This is a genomic window from Tenggerimyces flavus (assembly GCF_016907715.1).
Lineage (GTDB): Bacteria > Actinomycetota > Actinomycetes > Propionibacteriales > Actinopolymorphaceae > Tenggerimyces > Tenggerimyces flavus.
Genome location: NZ_JAFBCM010000001.1, coordinates 1,509,409 through 1,529,245 on the forward strand (window position 1 = coordinate 1,509,409; position 19,837 = coordinate 1,529,245).

The 19,837-nt window shown below is 68.7% G+C and carries 19 protein-coding genes; 14 read left to right on the forward strand and 5 right to left on the reverse strand.

The genetic code is table 11. The annotated features are described in order from the left end of the window. Position 1: 1 nt before the first annotated feature. Together JOD67_RS06990 and JOD67_RS06995 are read right to left on the reverse strand one after the other, a co-directional pair. Positions 2 to 502, reverse strand: a complete 501-nt coding sequence (locus JOD67_RS06990; protein WP_205116370.1) for an RICIN domain-containing protein — start codon at positions 500 to 502, stop codon at positions 2 to 4. A gap of 350 nt (positions 503 to 852) precedes the next feature. Continuing rightward, positions 853 to 1,494 carry a TetR/AcrR family transcriptional regulator gene (locus JOD67_RS06995; RefSeq protein ID WP_205116372.1) on the reverse strand — a complete coding sequence of 214 codons (642 nt, stop codon included), beginning with the start codon at positions 1,492 to 1,494 and terminating at the stop codon, positions 853 to 855. 65 nt (positions 1,495 to 1,559) lie between these two features. Here JOD67_RS06995 and JOD67_RS07000 point away from each other — a divergent pair, with 65 nt between their 5' ends. The 9 genes from JOD67_RS07000 (at position 1,560) to JOD67_RS07040 (ending at position 10,212) form a co-directional block, all read left to right on the forward strand. After that, the gene (locus tag JOD67_RS07000) at positions 1,560 to 2,030 is read left to right on the forward strand and encodes a cupin domain-containing protein (protein WP_205116374.1); all 471 of its coding nucleotides are present in this window, start codon (positions 1,560 to 1,562) and stop codon (positions 2,028 to 2,030) included. A 426-nt stretch (positions 2,031 to 2,456) separates the two neighbouring features. Further along, complete coding sequence (locus JOD67_RS07005) at positions 2,457 to 2,960, forward strand: flavin reductase family protein (protein ID WP_307782301.1); 504 nt, start codon at positions 2,457 to 2,459, stop codon at positions 2,958 to 2,960. A gap of 40 nt (positions 2,961 to 3,000) precedes the next feature. After that, a complete protein-coding gene (locus JOD67_RS07010; RefSeq protein ID WP_205116378.1) occupies positions 3,001 to 4,377 on the forward strand; it encodes an LLM class flavin-dependent oxidoreductase in 1,377 nt (458 codons plus the stop codon). 25 nt (positions 4,378 to 4,402) lie between these two features. Continuing rightward, the gene (locus tag JOD67_RS07015; RefSeq protein WP_205116380.1) at positions 4,403 to 5,956 is read left to right on the forward strand and encodes an ABC transporter substrate-binding protein; all 1,554 of its coding nucleotides are present in this window, start codon (positions 4,403 to 4,405) and stop codon (positions 5,954 to 5,956) included. A gap of 62 nt (positions 5,957 to 6,018) precedes the next feature. Continuing rightward, positions 6,019 to 6,954 carry an ABC transporter permease gene (locus tag JOD67_RS07020; RefSeq protein ID WP_239554555.1) on the forward strand — a complete coding sequence of 312 codons (936 nt, stop codon included), beginning with the start codon at positions 6,019 to 6,021 and terminating at the stop codon, positions 6,952 to 6,954. Positions 6,955 to 6,968: 14 nt separating this feature from the next. After that, positions 6,969 to 7,808 (forward strand): ABC transporter permease, encoded by an 840-nt coding sequence (locus tag JOD67_RS07025; RefSeq protein ID WP_205116382.1) that lies wholly within the window; start codon positions 6,969 to 6,971, stop codon positions 7,806 to 7,808. Continuing rightward, complete coding sequence (locus JOD67_RS07030; RefSeq protein ID WP_205116383.1) at positions 7,801 to 8,619, forward strand: ABC transporter ATP-binding protein; 819 nt, start codon at positions 7,801 to 7,803, stop codon at positions 8,617 to 8,619. The genes JOD67_RS07025 and JOD67_RS07030 overlap by 8 nt, the downstream gene beginning before the upstream one ends. Beyond that, positions 8,612 to 9,442: an ABC transporter ATP-binding protein gene (locus JOD67_RS07035; RefSeq protein ID WP_205116384.1), complete on the forward strand. Its 831-nt coding sequence runs from the start codon at positions 8,612 to 8,614 to the stop codon at positions 9,440 to 9,442. The genes JOD67_RS07030 and JOD67_RS07035 overlap by 8 nt, the downstream gene beginning before the upstream one ends. A 17-nt stretch (positions 9,443 to 9,459) precedes the next feature. Next, the gene (locus JOD67_RS07040; protein WP_205116385.1) at positions 9,460 to 10,212 is read left to right on the forward strand and encodes an alpha/beta hydrolase; all 753 of its coding nucleotides are present in this window, start codon (positions 9,460 to 9,462) and stop codon (positions 10,210 to 10,212) included. A 6-nt stretch (positions 10,213 to 10,218) separates the two neighbouring features. Here the strand turns inward: JOD67_RS07040 and JOD67_RS07045 are convergent, their stop codons facing one another. Continuing rightward, complete coding sequence (locus tag JOD67_RS07045; RefSeq protein ID WP_205116386.1) at positions 10,219 to 11,523, reverse strand: FAD-dependent monooxygenase; 1,305 nt, start codon at positions 11,521 to 11,523, stop codon at positions 10,219 to 10,221. A 143-nt stretch (positions 11,524 to 11,666) separates the two neighbouring features. Between JOD67_RS07045 and JOD67_RS07050 the strand changes: the two genes are divergently transcribed. The 4 genes from JOD67_RS07050 (at position 11,667) to JOD67_RS07065 (ending at position 14,514) form a co-directional block, all read left to right on the forward strand. Then, a complete protein-coding gene (locus JOD67_RS07050; protein WP_205116388.1) occupies positions 11,667 to 12,524 on the forward strand; it encodes a DUF4397 domain-containing protein in 858 nt (285 codons plus the stop codon). Positions 12,525 to 12,658: 134 nt separating this feature from the next. Continuing rightward, positions 12,659 to 13,195 carry a class F sortase gene (locus JOD67_RS39900; RefSeq protein WP_205116390.1) on the forward strand — a complete coding sequence of 179 codons (537 nt, stop codon included), beginning with the start codon at positions 12,659 to 12,661 and terminating at the stop codon, positions 13,193 to 13,195. A 60-nt stretch (positions 13,196 to 13,255) separates the two neighbouring features. Beyond that, positions 13,256 to 13,840: an RNA polymerase sigma factor gene (locus JOD67_RS07060; RefSeq protein WP_205116392.1), complete on the forward strand. Its 585-nt coding sequence runs from the start codon at positions 13,256 to 13,258 to the stop codon at positions 13,838 to 13,840. Continuing rightward, on the forward strand, positions 13,837 to 14,514 hold the full coding sequence (locus JOD67_RS07065; protein WP_205116394.1) for an anti-sigma factor: 678 nt from the start codon (positions 13,837 to 13,839) through the stop codon (positions 14,512 to 14,514). Before JOD67_RS07060 ends, JOD67_RS07065 begins: the two co-directional genes overlap by 4 nt. Positions 14,515 to 14,573: 59 nt before the next feature. Here JOD67_RS07065 and JOD67_RS07070 read toward each other — a convergent pair whose 3' ends face one another. Then, on the reverse strand, positions 14,574 to 15,089 hold the full coding sequence (locus JOD67_RS07070; RefSeq protein ID WP_205116396.1) for an SH3 domain-containing protein: 516 nt from the start codon (positions 15,087 to 15,089) through the stop codon (positions 14,574 to 14,576). Between the two features lie 922 nt (positions 15,090 to 16,011). Between JOD67_RS07070 and JOD67_RS41745 the strand changes: the two genes are divergently transcribed. After that, positions 16,012 to 16,968, forward strand: coding sequence for an ArsR/SmtB family transcription factor (locus JOD67_RS41745; RefSeq protein ID WP_205116398.1), 957 nt, complete (start codon positions 16,012 to 16,014; stop codon positions 16,966 to 16,968). 43 nt (positions 16,969 to 17,011) lie between these two features. Here JOD67_RS41745 and JOD67_RS07080 read toward each other — a convergent pair whose 3' ends face one another. After that, entirely contained in the window at positions 17,012 to 19,795 is a 2,784-nt protein-coding gene (locus JOD67_RS07080) for an AfsR/SARP family transcriptional regulator (protein ID WP_205116400.1), read from the reverse strand. Between the last annotated feature and the right edge of the window lie 42 nt (positions 19,796 to 19,837).

Here is a 19,837-nt window from a genome sequence, read left to right on the forward strand (position 1 = left end):
CTCAGAGCCACCGCTGGGGGGCGGAACTGCCACACGTCTCCAAGGTCCCGCCGACGAGCCAGTTCGCAGAGATGCACTGGTTCACCAGCGCGCTGCGGAAGCGGTATCCGCCACTGGGGTGGCTTTCGAACTTCCAGAGCTGCGCGGTGTGCCCGCCACAGTTCGAGGTGACGCCGGCCTTCGCGCCGCCCGGGCTCGTGTGCAGGCATCGACCGGTGTGGACGTTCTTGAACCGGCGGTGGCTGCCGTCCCTGATGACCTGCCACTTCGTCACGTCGCTGCCGGTGCACTTCGCGAGGTGCAACTTCCTGTCCTTGCCGTCGGCGAGACACAGGTTGGCGTTCGGGTTTCGGTAGGACTCGGGCTCGGCAGCAATCGCCGTCACGTCGGCAGCGGGTGCCGCCGCCGGGTCGGCAGGCCGTGCGAGTGCGGACGTCGGCGTGACGATCAGTCCGCCGGCCGCGAGCACCGCCGCGGCGACGACGGTTTGGAGCTTGGTCATGGCGTCTTCACTCCTTGCGGGTGGGTTAATCCCGAACGGGCCGTGAAGTTGCCAGGTGTGGCGAAACCGGTCGATCGTTGTGGCACAGGCTGAAAGGAGTGACGTGCGCGGCGATCGCCGCCAAGTGCCCTAGCCTCGATCTCTCGTCCAACGGTTGGCTCGACCGGCCCGGCCCGCCCTGGGGCCAATGATCATGTAAACATGATCATTGGCCGCTTTACGTGGGGTGGACGCCAGGTAGAGGGGCCACTGGCCGGGTAAGGCGACCCACCAACACCTGAAGTCCTGAGGCTAGGGCAACGGCGCCAGGCCGAGGTGCTCCCGCAGCGAGTCGATGAGGCAGGGTCGGGTCAGCGGCGCCGCGACTTGCCCGTCCTGAACTGCTTCAGGTACGCCAGCGCCATCGTCAGCGACGCGCCCAAGGGATCGGCGTTCCGGCGGAGGCGCGAGAGCAGGATGCCGCCCTGGACGGCGGCCAACACCGCGGCCGCGAGCTCGTCGGGGTCCGCGCCCACCGCGAGTTCGCCGCGACTCTGCAGCCGCTTCAGTCCGTCCCGCAGGTAGCCCTGCCAGGTCCGGAACGCCTCGTTCAGCAGCTCGCGCAGCGCGTCGTCGGCGTCGACCTCGCCAGCGAACGTGCCGAGCCGGCAGGCCAGCGGCCCGGCTGAGGTGCTGTGTCGCGCGAGCAGCTCGGTAGCCCAGGTGTCGAGATCGTCCCAGGAGTCCAGGCTGTCAAGGCCAGGTTGCGCGGACAGGACGCGGTCGAGCTGCCGCGCGATGACGGCACGTACGAGCTCCTGCTTGTTCGCGAAGTAGTGGTACAGCTGCGACTTTCCCGCGCCACAGTAGGCGAGAACCTCGTCGAGCGAGGTCCTCGCGATCCCGTTCGCGTACATCAGATCCGCTGCAGCCTCGACGATCGCAGCCCGGCTCTGCCGGCCGCGCGCGGTCGCCGGCAGGGCGGCCTGGTCGGCCACAACCTTGGAAGCCATCCACCGACGATACCGCGCTCGACCGCATCTTGTACCGGCCGGTCCAGAGTGCGAGAGTGGGAGGCATGCAGCCGAACGAGGCCGGGCTCTACGTCCCCGAAGACCCGTTTCACCAACGTCTGCACCACGTTGGGCCTGACCTGCTGTCGGCCCAGACCGCGCAGACGAGCGGCATGCGCCGGGTCGAGGCGATCAGCGGCAAGAGCGTCGGCGCGAGCAACCTCTGGATGGGGCAGACCCACGTGGCGGCCGCGACCAACTCCGGCAACCACCACCACGGCGACTCGGAGACCGCGATCTATGTCGTGAGTGGACACCCGGAGTTCGTCTTCGCCGAGATCGACGATCCGTCCAAGGAGATCCGGCTCGCCACCAAGCCGGGCGACTACATCTTCGTGCCGCCGTACGTCCCACACCGCGAGGAGAACCCGGACCCCGACGAGGAGGCGGTCGTCGTGATCGCGCGGACGACCCAGGACGCGATCGTCGTCAACCTTCCCGACCTTCGCTGGGTCGGGCCAGAACGTACCACTTAGTACAAGACCGTTGGCCGAGCGTGGACATTCGGCTCACATCGCGAGACAGGGCTGGCAGATCCAATCTCCTACTCTCATAGTAGGGATTATGTCCGGCCTGGTTCTTCTCACCTCGCGACGCGTGATCGACCACATGCGCGTCGCGAGCGGCCGCTGTCGTACGGCCGTTTCGCCAACGACTAGGTCGTGTCTGGCAAATAGCGCCGGTCATCGCGCGTAGCGCGATGGCGCGCGGCGCCCCGCGCCCGTATGGGCGTGGTGCAGGAGGAACTCATATTGGTTATATGGGTGACGATGTGCACCGCGGCCAGACGGGATGTGGGGTGTCGCGCGCCAGGCGATCTTTGACAGACACGGCCAAGGCATCGCGGCGCCACTGTCGATTCCGCGTGCCGCTCATCCTCCCCTTCCTCCCCGGAGGTGTGCGTGACCACACGCACGGACATCCCCAGCACAACCACCGAAGCCGACTTCCGATCGACCTTCCGGCAGTTCGCCGCCGGCGTCGTTGTCATCACCGCCGACGCGGGTGCCGGGCCGGTGGGATTCACCGCGACCTCGCTCGCCTCGGTGTCGCTCCGCCCACCGCTGGTGTCGTTCGCGTTGTCCACCACGGCCTCGAGCTGGCCGACGATCGCGGAGACCGGCGGCATAGTCATCAACTTCCTGGACGCCACCCAGCACTGGATCGCCACCCAGTTCGCGACGAGCGGGATTGACCGGTTCGCCGCGCCGGTCAGCTGGTTCCGGCTGGGCACCGGCGAGCCCGTGCTCGACGGAACGCCCGGCCATCTGCGCGGCGAGGTCGAACACCGCCACACCGTAGGCGACCACCAACTCGTCATCGCCCGCGTGACGCACACGGCCGTCAACCCGCACGCGCCGCTCGTCTACCACGACGGCTCGTACGGGACCGTCCGCCGGCACTAGGCACGCGAAACCCTCAACGTCACAAGCAAGGAAGACTCTCGTGACACAACGACAGCTCAAGCTCGGCGCCGTGCTCTTTGGCGTCGGAGGACCCGGCCAGCACGACGTCTGGAAGCACCCCGAGATCCCGGGCGACGCCAGCATCGACATCCAGTGGTACATCGAACTCGCCCGCCGGGCAGAGGCGGCGAAGTTCGACCTGATCTTCATCGTGGACAGCCAGTTCATCACCCCGGACTCGCCGCCGCACTACCTCAACCGACTCGAGCCGCTCACCCTGCTCTCCGCGGTCGCGGTGTCCACTACCCACATCGGGCTGGTCGGCACGCTCACGACGTCGTACAACACCCCGTTCAACCTGGCTCGCCGGCTCGCCTCGCTCGACCTCATCAGCAAGGGCCGTGCCGGGTGGAACGTCGTCGCCACCGGCGACGGAGGAACGGCCGGCAACTACAGCCGAGACGAGCACTACGACTACGAGACCAGGTACGGGCGCGCGCTGGAGTCCGTACGCGTCTGCCAAGGATTGTGGGACTCCTACGAGGACGACGCGTTCCCGCGCGATCTCGCGACCGGCGTGTTCGTCGACCCGAGCAAGCAGCACCAGCTGAACCACCAGGGCGAGTACTTCTCGGTCGTCGGTCCGCTGAACATCTCGCGCTCCCCACAGGGCCAGCCGGTGATCTTCCAGGCCGGCGACTCCGACGAGGGACGCGACCTCGGCGCCACCATCGGCGAGGGCATCTTCACCCATGCTCCGACGCTGGAGGCCGGCCAGGCGTTCTACCGCGACATCAAGAGCCGCGCGGCGGCGAAGGGCCGCAACCCCGACCACATCGTGGTCATGCCCGGCATCACGCCGATCCTCGCCGAGACCGACGAAGAGGCCCAGGCGATCGAGGAGAACGCTCGCCTCAAGAAGGACTTCGGCAAGACGCTCGCGCAGTTCGGCCGCCCATTTGGCTGGCACGACTTCACCCAGTACGACCTCGACGCGCCGTTCCCCGACCTCGGTGATCTCGGTGACCACAGCTTCAAGACCCAAGCCGACAAGATCAAGGCGGTAGCGAAGGAGAACGGGTACACGCTCCGCCAGACCGTCGAGCACTTCAGCCAGAGCCGGCGCCCACCGTTCGTCGGGTCGCCGCTCACGGTGGCGAACAAGATCCAGGAGTGGTTCGAGGGGCGAGCGCTGGACGGCCTGAACGTGCACGTGACCGTGCCCAGCGAACTCGCGAAGTTCACCGACCAGGTGCTGCCGATCCTGCGGGAGCGCGGTGTCGTCCGCAGCGAGTACGAGGCCGACACGTTGCGCGGCAACCTCGGCATCCCGATCCCGGAGAACGTGCACACCGCCGCCCGCAACGCGGCACAGACCGTACCCGCACCCGAGCTGGATCGTTCCGGCGCGCGCTGAATCCCCCTGAGTAGTTGGAGAAATCATGGCAACATCGCGCACCGGGCCCAAGCTCGTCGCTGCGTTCGTGATCCTCGCGGCCCTCGTCCTCGCGGGCTGCGGGGGCAATGGTGGCGGGGCGAGCGCGAGCTCCGGCGGGACCTCGACGCTCAAGTGGGGCTCCAGCCTGCCGACGTCCTGGGACCCGGTCACCTCGAGTACCGGCAACGACATCAACACGATCAGCCTCGTCTACGCATCGCTCACCCAGCTCGACCAGGAGGGCAACGCGAAGCCCGGCCTCGCCGAGTCGTGGAAGTACAACGCCGACGGCACCGCGGTGACGTTCACCTTGCGTCCCGACCTGAAGTTCTCCGACGACACACCGCTGGACGCGGAGGCTGTCAAGGCCAGCTTGCTCCGAGGCAAGACGCAGGAGAACTCGCTGCTCAAGGACCAGCTCGCGACGATCAAGAACATCACGGTCGAGAGCCCGACAGAGGTCACGTTGCACCTCGTCCAGCCCGACTACCAGGTGCCGAACCTGCTCGCGGGCAAGACCGGCTCCATCGTCAGCCCGACCGCGGTCAAGGCGGACGTGGACGCGATCCCGACCAAGCCCGTGGGTGCCGGGCCGTTCAAGTTCGAGAGCTTCGTGCCCGAGTCGCACGCCATCCTGGTGAAGAATCCCACGTACTGGCAGGCGAACGACGTTCACATCGACCGGTTCGAGCTCAGCACCGGCACCGACTCGGCGACCGTGATCCAGGCGGTACAGACCGGCGCGCTCGACGTGGCCTCCATCAGCGGCGACCAGATCGAGCAGGCGAAGGCCGCCGGCCTGCAGATCGACGTCATCGACACACTCGGCGTCAGCCAGGTCGACGTGCACAACGGGAAGGAGCCGCTCACCGACCCGAAGGTGGTCGAGGCGCTCAAGTACGCGATCGACCGCAAGGAGCTCATCGACGTTCTGAACAAGGGCATCGGCGATGTCGCGTACCAGCCGTTCCCCAAGGGCTATGTCGCGTACAACCCCGAGCTCGACGGCATCTTCGCGTACAACCCGACGAAGGCGAAGCAGCTCCTCGCCGACGCCGGCTACGCGCCCGGCGAGCTGAAGATCCAGGTCACGGTGAACTCCTCCGGAGAGAGCCGCGCCGAGCTCGTCCAGGACCAGCTCAAGCGCGTCGGCGTCGAGTCCACGATCAAGCTCGTGCCGCCAGGCTCGTCGACCTGGCAGAAGGAGGTCTACCTCGGCCGCAACGCGCAGTTCGCGCTGGACGGAACGGTCGGCCGCGAGTCGCCGGTGCAGAACCTGACCGTCGTGTACGGCCCGCAGGGCTTGATGAACGTCAGCCGTACGGCCTCGAAGGAGTTCCTCGCCGCGCTCGACAAGGTGCGCAACACCCCGCTCGACGATCCCGCCTATCCGAAGATTCTCCAGGAGGCCGTGAAGATCGGCGTCCTCCAGTCTCCGAGCTTCTCGCTGAGCACCTCGCCGCGGATCGTCGTGCGCAACCCGAAGATCTCACCGCTCCCGCACTACCTCTCGCAGTTCCGCTGGGAGGGGGTGAAGGTCTCATCGCCGTCGAAGTAGCGCTGGCGCCGGCCGGCAGCGGGACCAGGGCGTACCACGGTGCCCTGGGCCTGCTCCGCTGGCTGGGACGGACCGTCGCCGTCGTCGTGCCGGTGTTCGTGTTCGCCACGTTCATCACGTACGCGCTTGGCGCGGTCAGCGACCTCAGCCCGGCCGGGCTGCTGCTCGGCGACGCGGCCACGCCCGAGGCCGTCGCCAAGGTCGACGCGCAGTTCGGGCTCGACCGGCCGGTCGTGGTGCAGTACCTCGACTGGCTGGGCGGGATCCTGCGTGGTGACCTCGGGGTGTCGTGGTTCAACAGCATCAGCGTCACCGACCAGATCTTCCAGCGGCTCGAGATCAGCGCGTCGGTGGCCGGCCTCGCGCTGCTGATCGGCGTGGTGTTCGGCACCCTGCTCGGCGTCCTCGCCGCGATCTTCCAGGGCAGCTGGTTCGACCGTACGGTGACGGCGTTCTGCACGGTGATCTCGACGCTGCCCGCGTTCGTGATGGCGATCGGGCTGATCGTGGTGTTCTGCATCCTGATCCCGCTCGTACCGTCGGCGGGGTACGTGTCGCCGTCGGTCTCCGTCAGCCAGTGGCTCTCGCTGATCGTGCTGCCGGCGACCGCGCTCAGCCTGGACACGGTCTCCGACCTCGCGCGGCAGCTGCGCACGGGCCTGGTCTCGGCGTACCAGGAGAACTACGTGGTCGGCGCCGTCGTGCGTGGGCTCAGCCGGCGCCGCGTGCTGTTCGTCCACGTGCTCCGCAACGGCGCGGGACCGGCGGTCACGATCCTCGGCATGCGCGTCCCGTCGCTGCTCGGAGGCGCGGTCGTGACCGAGAGCATCTTCGGCATGGCGGGCTACGGCCGGTTCGCCGCCGAGGGTGCGCTGCGCGGCGATGTTCCTGTCGTACAGGGGACTCTGGTCGTCGCAGTCGTGCTCGTGCTGGGGTTCAACCTGCTTGTCAACACGGCCTTGCTTCGGCTGCGACCGGCCGCGCTGAGGGGGACCTGACCATGGTGCGTGCGGTGCTCAGGCTCCCGCTCGGACGTGTCTGCCTGGGGGTGCTCGCGGTCGTCGCGCTGCTCGCGATCCTCGGGCCGGTGATCGCGCCGTACGACCCCATTGCCCAAGACCTGAAGGCGATTCTGCAAGGTCCGTCGGCACAGCACTGGCTCGGAACGGACAACCTCGGGCGCGATCTACTGAGCCGGCTGCTCGCCGGCTCCACCCTGTCGATCGTCGCGGCGATCGAGGCGGTGGCTCTCGGCCTCGTCCTCGGCGTGGTCCCGGGCCTGCTCTCGGTCTATCTCGGGCGGACGTTCGAGTGGATCACGCTTCGGCTGATGGACAGCTTCATCACGCTGCCGTTCCTGGTGTTCGCGATCGCGATGACCGCGTTGCTGGGCAACGGCCTGCACCAGGCGATGCTCGCCGTCGGGATCCTGGTCTCGCCAGGCTTCTACCGGGTGACTCGAGCCGCCGCGTTGCCAGTCGCGAGCTCGCAGTACGTCGAGGCGGCGCGGCTCGTCGGCGCGTCGTCGGCGTTCCTGCTGCGCCGGCACGTGTGGCCGAAGGTCGCGCCGGCGATCGCCGTGGCGACGGCGAACATGTTGGGTGGAGGCCTGGTGATCGTGTCTTCGCTGACGTTCCTCGGCATCGGCATCCGGCCGCCGGAACCCACCTGGGGCGGGATGCTCGCGACCGACCTGCAGTACCTGTTCCAGCGACCGTACGGCCCGTTCATCCCCGCGTTCCTCATCATGGTCACGGTCGGCGCGTTCAACGGGCTCGCCGACGCCCTGCGGGATGTCTCCGGGCAGTCCGGTCGCGCCATGCTCGCGAAGCGGGAGCGCAGCCATGCCTGACACCTTGCTGTCCGTCCGCGACCTGTCCGTTTCGGCGGGCGACGCCCAGGTCGTCCGCGAGGTGTCCTTCGAGCTGGAGCGGGGAGGAACGCTCGGCATCGTGGGGGAGTCGGGCAGCGGCAAGTCGCTGACCTGCCGTTCGATCCTCGGCATCCTGCCGCCGGGCTGCGAGCTCGGGACGTCGGCCGCGATCACGTTCGACGGCGTCGAGCTGCACACGCTCGACTACGAGAGCTGGCTGCCGTACCGGGGGAATCGCATCTCCGCGGTGTTCCAGGATCCCGGTTCGTACCTCAACCCCTCCATCGCCGTGGGCCGGCAGCTGACCGAGGTGCTGCGCGTCAAGTCGAGGTTGACGCGACGCGACGCGCGGGAACGGGCGGTCGACCTGCTCACGCAGATGGGGCTCCGCGATCCCGCGCGCGTCTTCAAGCAGTACCCGTTCGAGCTGTCCGGCGGCATGCTGCAACGCGTTCTCATCGCGATCGCCATCTCCGGCGAACCCGACCTGTTGATCGCCGACGAGGCGACGACAGCGCTCGACGTGACGGTGCAGGCCGAGGTGCTCGACCTGCTCGCGGAGCTGCGCGAACGGATCGGGCTGGCGCTCGTTCTCGTCTCGCACGACCTCGCGGTGATCTCCCAGGTCTGCGACAACGTCGTGGTGATGCGCGCCGGCGAGATCGTCGAACGCGGCACGACCGCGGACGTGCTGCGCCAGCCTCGGCACGAGTACACCAAGGCGCTCATCGAGAGTCATTCCCGGTACGGCATCGAGAAGCTCCGGGCAGGGGAGGCCGTCCGTGTCTGAACCCCTGTTGGACGTGACCGACCTCGCGGTGTCGTTGGGCCGTGGCCGCGCGCGCCGGGAGATCCTGCACGGCGTCCCGCTCCAGGTCGGCGCCGGCGAGATCGTCGGGCTGATCGGCGAGACCGGCTCGGGCAAGACGACGCTGGCCCGTACGGTGCTCGGACTCAACCGCGTCGACCGCGGCTCGGCCTCCGTCCTCGGCACGGACGTCACGCGCCTGCGCGGCTCGCGGCTCCGGGACTTCCGGCGGCGCGGAACCGTGCAATACGTGTTCCAGGATCCCCTGCAGAGCCTCGATCCCGACGTCCTGGTCGCCGACTCGATCGGCGAGGGTCTGGTCGCGCGCGGCGGCTACCCGCGGGCCGACGTCGCGGCCCTCGTTTCGGCCGCGCTGGATCTCGTCGCCTTGCCGACTGCGTTGGGAGCACGGCTTCCGGGTGAACTGTCCGGTGGCCAACGGCAGCGCGTCGCGATCGCGCGGGCGATGGTGCTCGAGCCGCGGCTGCTGCTGTGCGACGAGCCGGTCAGCGCGCTGGACGCGACCAACCGGATCCAGATCCTCGAGCTGCTCACCGCGCTGCGGCGCGACGGCGGGCTCGGGATGCTGTTCATCTCGCACGATCTCGGCTCGGTGGCCGGCATCACCGACCGCATCGCGGTCCTGTACCGCGGCGAGGTCGTCGAGTCCGGGCCGACCGCACAGGTCCTCAACGAGCCCACCCATCCGTACACCCGCTTGCTGATCGGGTCGGCGCCGACGTTGAACGGTGCCGGGCTCGGTCGATCCGAACGGCAACGCCTGCGCGCGTTGCTCGATGCCTGACGTCTGGAGCTTTGAGCATGTCGACCGAGACCATCGTCCCTCGCGCGGACGCGTTGACGTTCCGCGCTCCCGAGGGACTGCTCACCCGCGGCACGGTCGTGGTGATCCCGGGCCGCGGCGAGAGCCCGGCCAGCTACCGCCGGTTCGGCGCGAGGCTGGCCGCCGACGCGTACGAAGTGCGCGTCGTAGCACGTCCGGAGGGCGACCTCGACGCGTTCGCCGCCACCCTCGGGGACACTACTGCCAGCGCCCGTCCGCTGGTCGTCGTCGGCTCGGATCTCGGCGCTATCGTGGCCTCGGTGCTCGTCCGTCGGCAGGTGCTGGCCGCCGATGCGCTCGTGCTGGCGGCGCTGCCGCGCGCGGCTGGAGCGGAGTCCCTGTCATGGGACGACGAGCTGGCGACCCGCTCGTTCTGTCCGACGTACCGGCAAGTGCTCACCGACGACCCCACCGTCGAACGCGGCGCCCTGGCAGCGGACGTCCCAGCCGCGCTGCTCGACGAGGCGCTGGCACCGGACAACGAGCTGCCGCACCTGATCCTGACCGGCTCCTCGGACCCGATCGGCGCCGCAGACCTGCCCGCCTTCGTCCACGCCCTGCCCCGCGTCCAGCACGTCATCGTCAACGGCGCGCACCACGACGTCCTCAACGACCTCCAACACCGCTCCGTCGCCGCGGCCGTCGTGACCTTCCTCGAACGGCTCCGCCAACCAGACCCTGCCGACGCCATCATCCGCGTCGCGCACGCCACCTGGACGAACGCCGACTGAGTCCCGCTAGTCGGATCGTTCGCCACGGCCGGCAAGGATGGTTGGGCTCGGAGCGGGTACGGCGAGGGCTCGGGCGGAACGGCGGGCCAGCGCTCGCGCCAACCCTGGCACCAATGTGGCCAGTCGCAGCGCCAGAGCGGGTGCGGCTTGGCCTCGACGCAGCCGACGGGCAGCAGCGCGTTCGATCCGCCGTTGGAGATCCTGCTCACGATCCACTGCTGGCCGGCGCGCGTTCTCCACAGCCGCGGTCGCCGCGTCGAGGTGGGACGGATCGACCTGCTCGGCACCCTGGGCAGCGAGCAGCGGACTCACGAGGTGGTTGCCGGCTTCGGCGGCGTCGAGGATCGCGTAGTTGATCCCGTTGCCTCCGACCGGGGAGATGACGTGCGCGGCGTCCCCGATCAGAAGCAAGCCCGGCTCGGACCAGCGGTCGACCTTGGTGATCCGTACCGGCAGCAAGGACAGCTGGCCGACCTCGACCAGCTCGTCCAGGCGGTCGTCCAGCCAGGGGAGTCTGCGTCGCAGCGCGGAGACGACGGGCTCGATGCCTCGTGCGCGCAGCGAAGGGAAGGTGCCGGCCGGGAGGGTGTAGCCGACTTGCCAGCTGTCGGCCTGCCCGAGCACGGCCAGAATCGTGCCGGGCTCGGCGATGAGCCCGAGTCCTGAGGAGTCCGGGTCACCGACGCGTCGTGGCACCGCGTACCAACAGATGTCGAGCTCGGCGCCGAGCTCGGTCGCCGTGATCGAGGACAGCTGGCGGATCTTGGAGTTTCGACCGTCCGCGCCCACCACCAGATCTGCGCGCAGCCGATGCCGCCGTCCCTGCTTGGCGTACCCGACGCCGACGACCCGGCCATCGGCAACGTCGGGTTCGCGGATCAAGCTCGACGCCCGCGCCCCGAGCTCGAGCCGGAAGCCGGAGTAGCGGTGAGCCTGGTCGACGATGAACGGAAGGAACCTGCCTTGCGGGACCAGCGCATAGAACGGGTACTTCCGGCTGGTGCCGCGGTAGTCGGCGATTCGGTAGGAGCGGTCCGCGGTGCTCCACACGAAGGCGTCCGCCCGGGTGTGCGGTATCGCCGCCAACAGCGGATCGGACAGTCCGAGTAGATCCAGATAGTCCAGGATCGAAGGAGCGATGCTGTCACCGCGGAACCTTCGATCGAAGTCGTTGTGCGACTCCAACAACGTCACCGCGACACCTGCTCTGGCCAGCAGGTAGGAGAGCATCACGCCGGCCGGACCACCCCCGACAACTGCCACCGTGCACCGCGACTCTCCCTCGGAGGAGTCGAACTCGGATCCCCGCATGCATCGCCATCCCAGGTCGCGGTGCTGGTTTCACTCGACCTTCCGCCGACAGAGCCGTGACGGATGCACCTCGCGGTGCATCCGTTCCGGTCTCTTACCCAGAAGAACGAACGACAGCCGATTCCCATCCTGTGGAGGCTCGTATGTCCGTTCGCTCTACTCATCGCCGCCAGCTGGTCCGCTCCCGTCAGGCGGGGCTGGCTCTTGGGCTGGCTGCCGGGCTGGCCGCGCTCGCCTGGGCGCCGGCCGCGGCCGCCGATACCGGGGGAGAGGCCACCGTCTCGGTGCTGCACGGCGTGCCCGGCGCCACCGTCGACGTGTACGCCAACGGTAAGGAGTTGCTGGCCGGGTTCGAGCCGGGCACCCTCACCGATCCGCTGCAGCTACCAGCGGGAACGTACGACTTGAAGGTCGTCGCCGAGGGTGCGGGCGCCGACGGCGAGGCGGTGCTCCAGGCCGACGACGTCGCGGTCCCGGCGGACGTGAACGTCACTGTCGTCGCGCATCTCGACGCCTCCGGCAAGCCCGTGCTCACGCCATTCGTCAACGACGTCTCGAAGGTTGATCCGGGCAAGGCGAGGTTGACAGTCCGACACACCGCGGCCGCTCCCGCTGTCGACGTTCGCGCCGGCGGCAAACCCGCGTTCGAGGCGCTGACGAATCCGAAGGAGGCCAAGGCCGACCTGCCTGCTGGCACGATCTCCGCCGATGTTGTTCTCGCGGGAACGTCCACCGTGGCGATCGGACCTGCCGACCTCGACCTGAAGGAAGGCACGAACACGATCGTCTACGCCTGGGGTAGCGCTGAGGACTCGAACCTCGAGCTCGCCGTCCAGACCATCACTGGTCTGCACCACAGCCCGACAGGCGTGCCGGGCGGAACGGGCGGTGCCGCGAGCCAGACTGGGGCGTTGCCGTGGACGGTCTGGCTGATCGGTGCGGCTCTCATCGCTGCTGTCGCGATCGGTGTACTCAGGTCGAGAGTCCGCACGCGTTCGTGAGTCCGTACGCGATCGCCGTGGCCACTGCCCTAGCTGTGGCAGCGGCAGCGGGCTGCGCCGCCCAGACGTCCGTGCCCGCGGTGTCGGCCCCGGCCGCGTCGCCTTCGGTGTCCCCGTCCCCAGAACCGTCTGCGGTGGCACCGTCCCGGCTGGCGACTGCCACGCCGCGGGTACGGGCCCACTCGGCCGCGCCGCCTCGGGTCCGGCGCGAACGAGTTCCGATCGGCGTCCGGATCGTCGAGATCGGACTCGCCGTCCCGGTCGACCCGGTGGGGATCGCGGAGTCGGGCAGGTTCGCCGGGCAGCTGGACCTCCCCGATGATCCGGCCCGGCTGGGCTGGTACAGGTACGGCGCGTCCCCGTCGAGCCTGGCCGGCTCGGTCGTACTCGGCGGCCACCTCGACACCCGCGCCGATGGCATCGGTCCGCTCGTCAAGCTGCGCGGCCTGAAAGCGGGTGACCGCATCGTCGTCACCCTCAGCGGCGGCGGGTCGGTCGCGTACCGCACCAAGTCGGTGACTCGCGTCGCGAAGCGGGCCGTCGACACCGACCAGCTGTTCGATCGGGGCGGACCCCGGCGGCTGTACGTCATCACCTGCGCGGGTCGATATGTCCGCGAGAAGGGCGGCTACCAGGACAATCTCGTCGTCATGGCCGTCCCGGAGGACTGACGAATCCGGACCTCATCCAACCCTGACCAGCCGCACCGCGTCAGCCGCTATCGTGCGAACGTGACGTCCAGTCCGGCCGGCGACGCCTCGGCAGCCGATGCGGCAGCCCGACTCGCGAAGGGCTTTGCCGACGGTGACGAGGACAGCCTCGGCGAGGCCTACCGCCGCTGGTCACCGCTCGTCTACACCCTCGCCCTGCGCAGCCTCGGCGAGCGCGCCGATGCCGAAGACGTCACTCAGCAGGTGTTCGTCTCGGCGTGGCGCGGGCGAGCGACGTACGACCCTGGCAGTGGACCCCTCGGCGCCTGGCTGACCGGCATCGCCCGGCACCGGATCGCCGACCGCCACGCTGCCCGGGCCCGCGACCAGCGCACGGCAGCGAAGCTGGCGACCTCCGAAAACCCGCCCCCGGCGGGGGAAAGACCTGACCCGGTCGCCGATCCCCTGGTCGACCGGCTCGTACTCGCCGACGAGCTCGACCAGCTCGAGGACCCGCGCCGAGCCATCCTTAGGCTCGCCTTCTACGAAGATCAGACATACCCGCAGATCGCGGATCGGCTCGGCCTGCCGTTGGGCACGGTCAAGAGCCACATCCGGCGGGGGCTGCTTTTCCTGCGTGCTCGCTTGAAGGAGGTGGACCAGTGACGCACCTCGATGCCGAGTGGCTCGCTCAGTGGGCGTGGGATGGGACGCCTCCGGACACTCACGCCACGGACCACCTCAGGGAGTGCGAACGGTGCGCCGCCGAGCTCGCCGAGCTGCGGGAAACCGTACGTGTCGCCCGGACCCTCGAGCCGCTGGAAGCCCCACCGGGCCAGGTGTGGGAACGCATCACCGTCGAACTCCAACCCTCGGTAGCCCCGCAGGAACGGAAGCGGCGGTGGCCACGGCGCAGAACGGTGCTCCTCGCCACCGCGGCCGTCGCCGCGGGCATCGTGCTCGGCGTCCTCGGATCGCGAGTGCTCTGGCCGACAGGCTCGCCCGCCGATCGCGTCGCCGAAGCACGCCTGGCTCCGCTGGAAGGCAAGAACGGCTCCGGCGTGGCCGACCTGCTCCGCACCGACACCGGCCTGCAGCTGCGACTGACAGCCGACGGTCTCCCGACACCCACGGGCTTCTACGAGGTGTGGATGATCAACCAGGACGGCCGGCGCATGGTGTCACTCGGTGTCCTCGAGCCCGGCGGCCCTGCCACCTTCGCCGTGCCCACCGGCCTGACCAGCCAGGGCTACACCATCGTCGATGTCTCGCTCGAACCGTTCGACGGCCAACCCGAACACTCCCGCGACAGCATCATCCGCGGCACCCTGCCGAACTAGCGGCGAGAACAGCCGCTGTCGCGACAGGTGCGGCGTACGGGGAGTCCGCAATGCATGACTCAGGCGCAGAACTTGGGCACGATGCCGTTGAGGTTCTGCACATACCTGGCCGGCACCCAGCCGCCGTCATAGAGCTGGTACCACCGAGGGTTGCCACCCACCACGGTGCTGTTCTTCTTGCAGATGGTGGAGATCTGAACGCCGTACTTCAGCGTTCCCAAAGCCTTGGCTGTCTGGCTCGGCGTGGCCCGAATGGTGAGCGACGGCTTCGCGGTCACCTGGCCGTCCTTGGGCCGTGGGGCGCAGTACTTTGGTGCTGGGCCGACGTTGGCGACGTAGCGAGCGGGCATCCACGACATCTCCGAGGACCATCGGTTCGTGTGATACCAGAGCCGGTTGCCGTCAACGTCTGGCCCGTTGACCTTGCAGTAGATGTACGTGGTGTGTCCCTTCGGAAGAACTTCAAGCCTCTTGCCGTAGGTGGACGGGAACGTCCGGACAGCGACCTTCGACGTCGTCTTTCCCGCATACATGATCGGCTCTGACGCCTGGGCACCGGTGGCCACCAAGCTCACTGCTGGTACCGCGACAGCGGCTACGACGCCAATCGCGAGCATACGAAGAGATTTCTGCATGTGAACCGTTCCCTCCCATGGTTCGCCCCTACCTACCTAGGAGGAGTGCGCGACCGGTCGAAAGGTTGCATGGCGCAGCGCGGCCGCGGGTCGGTCTGTCGGGGCGCCCGCTCAGGTCACCTGTCCACGCAACGGTCAACGGCGAACGTTTCAGCTGTCGCTGAACCGTTTCGGTCCGGCTGCTGACATTCCGTACGGTCCCCACACGAGTCCACGGGAAGGAAGGAATGGGAATGCCTCGGGAAACCAGTCACAGCGGAGCCACGAGAGTCGGGCAGCGCACGTTCGCTGCCGCCATTGCCCTGTTGGTAAGTCTTTTCACGCTGGCCGCCACGCTGGGCCCAGCGCATGCCGCACCCGCGAGTGACACCGCTCCACGTGGAGTCGCGTCCGCCGCGGCGGAGGGGGAGCCGGCGACATCGCCGGGAGCCGCGGCCCGCTACTTCTCGTGGAGCTCATCGGGGCATTCGTGCCCGCGCGGGTACGCATGTGCCATCGTGCGTGCCAAGGCTCTTCCTGGGTGGTGGGTCTTCAAGTTCTACGACTACGGCACGTACCAGCTCCACCGCTGGAGCGGTACCGGGAGCCTCACCAATAACCAGACCGGTAGCGCGGCGATGCGACTCCTCGGGAGCGACAAGAAGCAGCGCCAGTGTGTGCGCCCTGGTCGCTCGGACAACAGCGTCAACTGGGGACCGGTCTACTACATCAGGCTGAGCACGAGTGGTTGCTAGAACTCCGTAGTCGCCTGACAGACATCGGTCAGATCCTTGACAGGCCCGATCCGTAGCATCCCCGCCGTCAGATGGTCGACGACGTCGGGGGTGCTGCGATGTGGCGAGTTCAGCTCACGGCTGACGACGTGGCGCGAGTTCGGCTCGCCCGCGGGGCCGATCCCATGTGGGAGATCCTGCACAGCGTGCACGCCCTGGGATCGACCACTGGCGATGAGGTTTTCGGGCGGTGGCGGCGTCGCTGCCTGCGCAGCTCGATCCGTGGTCTCGGTGCGTTGACCCTGATGGCCCCCGCACTCGGCTATTCGCCCGACTTCCTCACCCCCGCGAGTGGCTCGCTGGATCTCGACGCCGGGATCGATGCCGTCCTGAGCACGCCGCGGCGCCAGTTGCGAGACGATCTAGGCAGGATCACTGGTCTTCGGAGGTACCCACCCTGGCTGGCCGATCTGGCGGCCGCGCGGCCTGGTGTGGTGCGCGAGCTCGGGGCTCTCCTCCGGCGCTACTTCCGCGCCGGCCTGGCCGCCGAGTGGGCCCAGATCCGCGCCCAGGTCAACGAGGAGCTGTTGCGGTGTGGCCGGAACCTCGCCGTCGGCGGTGTCAAGCACCTGCTGGCGACCGTCTCGCCGTGGATCCGCCCCGACGGAGACGCCCTCGTCCTCGCCGGCAAGCCGGGAACGGTCGACATCCACCTGCACGGCCGCGGACTCGTCCTGCAGCCGTCGTTCTTCGCGTACGACGACGTCTCGGTGCTGCGGGTGCCAGACCAGCCCGTGGTCCTCGCCTATCCCGTACGTCACCGCCTCGACTGGTGCTCGGCCTCGGCGGCGGGTGCCCCCGAGCGCCAGCTCGCCACACTGATGGGTCGCACCCGGTCGCACGCGCTGCGGTTGCTGGCGACCGACGAACGTACGACCAGCGAGCTGGCCGGCTGCCTCGGCCTGTCGATCGCGTCCGCCAGCCATGCGGCCAGGGTGCTCCGAGACGCGGGACTCGTGGTGAGCGACCAACAGGGCAAGGCGGTTGTCCATCGCGCGTCGATGCTCGGCCACACCCTGCTCGGGCAGCCCGCCGGCAAGCACTGACGCGAAGACCTGAATCACCACACCGGTACGAAGGCCCGATCGGCTAAGCATCCGACGCGAGGTCGGCGAGCTTCTCGCGGAGATCGGAGCGCGAGAGTTCTTCGGTGTCTGTCGCGCCGGTCGTCTCCACAAGGTGCAGCGCTTCCTCCCAACTGGCCCTGGCAGCGTGCGGGTCGCCGGCCGCCCGCTGCGCGTTGCCGAGACTTCGCAGACCGTACGCCAGCAGCCATCCACCGCAGAGCCGCCGGCGGACCTCGACCACACGCTCGAAGTACGAGGTCGCCTGGACGTGGTCGCCGCTGGCGAGGTGAACCGAACCCATCGTGTCGAGAGCGTAGGTCTGATCGAGTGCCTTTCCCTCCGAGCCCCACAGGCTGATCGACTCGGCGGCGGCCGCCTCAGCGTCCGCGTACCTCCCGAGCTCGGTGTACACCCCGGCCAGGTTGTTCAACTCCGTTGCTACGCGATCACCGACACCGTGGCGGCGTGCGTTTTCGATCGCATCCTCAATCGAGTTGGCGGCCTTGTCGAGGCTTCCCAAGGTCGAATACAGCAACCCGATGTTCCCCAGAGCGGCACTCGCGCCGAAGTGGTCGCCCAACGTCTCGTAAAGCTGGCCGGCGGAAATGTAGTAGCGCAAGGCCTGTTCGAACTCCTCCCGGACGTCATGGGTGCTGCCGAGCAGCATCAGCATCCGCGCCTCCGACAGATCGTCACCGATGGTCCGAGCCGATGCCAGCGCGAGCTCCAGCAGAGGGATGACATCAATCGGCAATCGGTGCAGGCGAACGTAGGAGCTGACCCCCCGAACCAGGTCGAAGATGTGGCGATGTTGACCGAACCGAGCCGCATCGGCGGTCATGGCGATCAGCGTCTCGAGCTCGGCCGCGAGCCAACTCATCGCGTGCCGTTCGTTGTCGAACGTCGCGGGTTCGACCTCTCCGGACGGCTCGTCGCCGGGTGGCAACTGGCTCAGGCCGGCAGCGGATCGGGCGTTCTCCGACGTACGGGCGTACCACTCGTACAGGCGCCCCACAGCGCTCTCACGCTCGGCGATGTCATCATGATCCGCCGCCTGTTCCGCGGCGTAGGCGCGCACCAGGTCATGCATCGCGTAGCGGCCCGGCCGGGGCGAAGCCAGCAGGTGGACCTCGGCGAGGCGGTCCAGCAGCTTGGCCGCGACCGCGCGTTCGGAACCGGCGAGCGCCGAGGTGGCCGGGATGCCGATGCTCGCGCCCGGGAACAGACCGAGGAGCCGGAAGAGCCTCGCGCCGTCTCGTGCCAGCGCGTGGTAGGACCATGAGATCACTGCCCGCAGACTGGTGGTGGGGTCCTGGCCCGTCTCCAGGACATCGAGTCGTTCCTGCTCGCCACGGAGCTGGCTGACCAGCTCACCCACGGGGAGGTCCGGGTACCTGCCCGCACGCTCGGCCGCGATGACGAGCCCGAGCGGAAGGTTCCCGCAGCGTGCCGCGAGCTCAGCGACCGAGTCGCGGTCATAGGGCACGGCCTGGGCATCGAGCCCTTGTGCCAGCAAGGCCTCCGCCTCGTTCGCCGGCAGGGCTTCCAAGGGAATCCCGCTCGCCCGCTCGCGTGCCGTCAGGCCCCGCAGCTGACTGCGACTCGTGATCAGGACCACGGCGCCGGCGCCAGGCAGCATCGGACGGACTTGGCCCGCGTCCCGCGCGTTGTCCAGGACGACCAGAACGCGTCGGTCCGCGAGCGTCGTCCGCAACAAGGCAGCCTGACCGTCGACACCCGCCGGGATCCGCTCGCCGGGCACCCCGAGCCCGCGCAGCATCGTGTCCAACGCCATGGCCGGTTCCATCGGCTCACCGGGCCCATAGCCACGAAGGTCGACGAACAGCTGACCATCAGGGAACCGTTCGCGGGCGCGGTGCCCCCAGCGGACCGCGAGAGCGGTCTTTCCGGTCCCACCGGCACCATGGACCGCGATGAGTGCCTGCCCCGCTTCGACCAGGGAGTCGAGTCTGCGCAGTTCCCGCACACGGCCGACGAAGTCGACGGTGTCCGCTGGCAGCTGCCGCGGCACCTGGGGCCGGTCGGCCGGCGCCGTCACCGGGCCGGTCAGCTTGGCGCCGACGAGAAGTCCGGCGTAGATCGCCTGCAGCTCCCGACCCGGATCGATCCCGAGTTCTTCGGCCAGCCGGCTCCGGACCTGCTCGTACGCCGCCAGCGCGTCAGCTGGCCGGCCTGCTCGGTCGAGCGCCAGCAGCAGCCTCGTCCACAGCGGCTCCCGCAACGGATGCTCGGCGACCAGGTCCTGCAACTCCGGCACCGAACCCGCACCCCTCCCGGCCGTCAACTCCGCGTCGACTCGATCCTGTACAGCCGACAGATAGAGCTCGGTGAGCCGTCTGGCCTCCACCCCGCACAGCCAGTCCGACAGGGGCTCGGTGAACGGCCGCCCCCGCCACAGCGCGAGCGCTTCCTCGACAAGGGTGGTCGACCCCTCCGGCCCCGCCTTGGGCGCCAGGTCCAGTAGGTCAGCGAACCTCGATGCGTCGACAGCGTCCGGGCTGACCTGAAGGGTGTATCGGCCACCCTCGTTGGTGATGCGATCGTCGCCGAGGACGGTACGCAACCGACGTACGCAGGTGTAGAGAGCCCCACGCACATCCTCGGGCGGGTCGTCGCCCCACACCCGTTCGTAGAGGGTCTCCACCAGCAACGGCCGGCCCGCCGACAGCGCCAACACCGACAACACCGACCACAAGCGCCGGCTACGAAGCTCCACCACCGCTCCGCCCACCCGGACCTCGAGCGGCCCGAGCAGCCCGACCTCCACCCGTGCCCCACGCGTCACCTGTGCCCCCTTCGACCGCCCACCCCCATCTCGCCAAACCCA

What these genes read in the sequence shown, in the direction of transcription:
- JOD67_RS06990 (WP_205116370.1), bottom strand. Translation starts at nt 502, where the DNA reads ATGACCAAGCTCCAAACCGTCGTCGCCGCGGCGGTGCTCGCGGCCGGC.
- JOD67_RS06995 (WP_205116372.1), bottom strand. Translation starts at nt 1,494, where the DNA reads ATGGCTTCCAAGGTTGTGGCCGACCAGGCCGCCCTGCCGGCGACCGCG.
- JOD67_RS07000 (WP_205116374.1), top strand. Translation starts at nt 1,560, where the DNA reads ATGCAGCCGAACGAGGCCGGGCTCTACGTCCCCGAAGACCCGTTTCAC.
- JOD67_RS07015 (WP_205116380.1), top strand. Translation starts at nt 4,403, where the DNA reads ATGGCAACATCGCGCACCGGGCCCAAGCTCGTCGCTGCGTTCGTGATC.
- JOD67_RS07030 (WP_205116383.1), top strand. Translation starts at nt 7,801, where the DNA reads ATGCCTGACACCTTGCTGTCCGTCCGCGACCTGTCCGTTTCGGCGGGC.
- JOD67_RS07040 (WP_205116385.1), top strand. Translation starts at nt 9,460, where the DNA reads ATGTCGACCGAGACCATCGTCCCTCGCGCGGACGCGTTGACGTTCCGC.
- JOD67_RS07045 (WP_205116386.1), bottom strand. Translation starts at nt 11,523, where the DNA reads ATGCGGGGATCCGAGTTCGACTCCTCCGAGGGAGAGTCGCGGTGCACG.
- JOD67_RS07050 (WP_205116388.1), top strand. Translation starts at nt 11,667, where the DNA reads ATGTCCGTTCGCTCTACTCATCGCCGCCAGCTGGTCCGCTCCCGTCAG.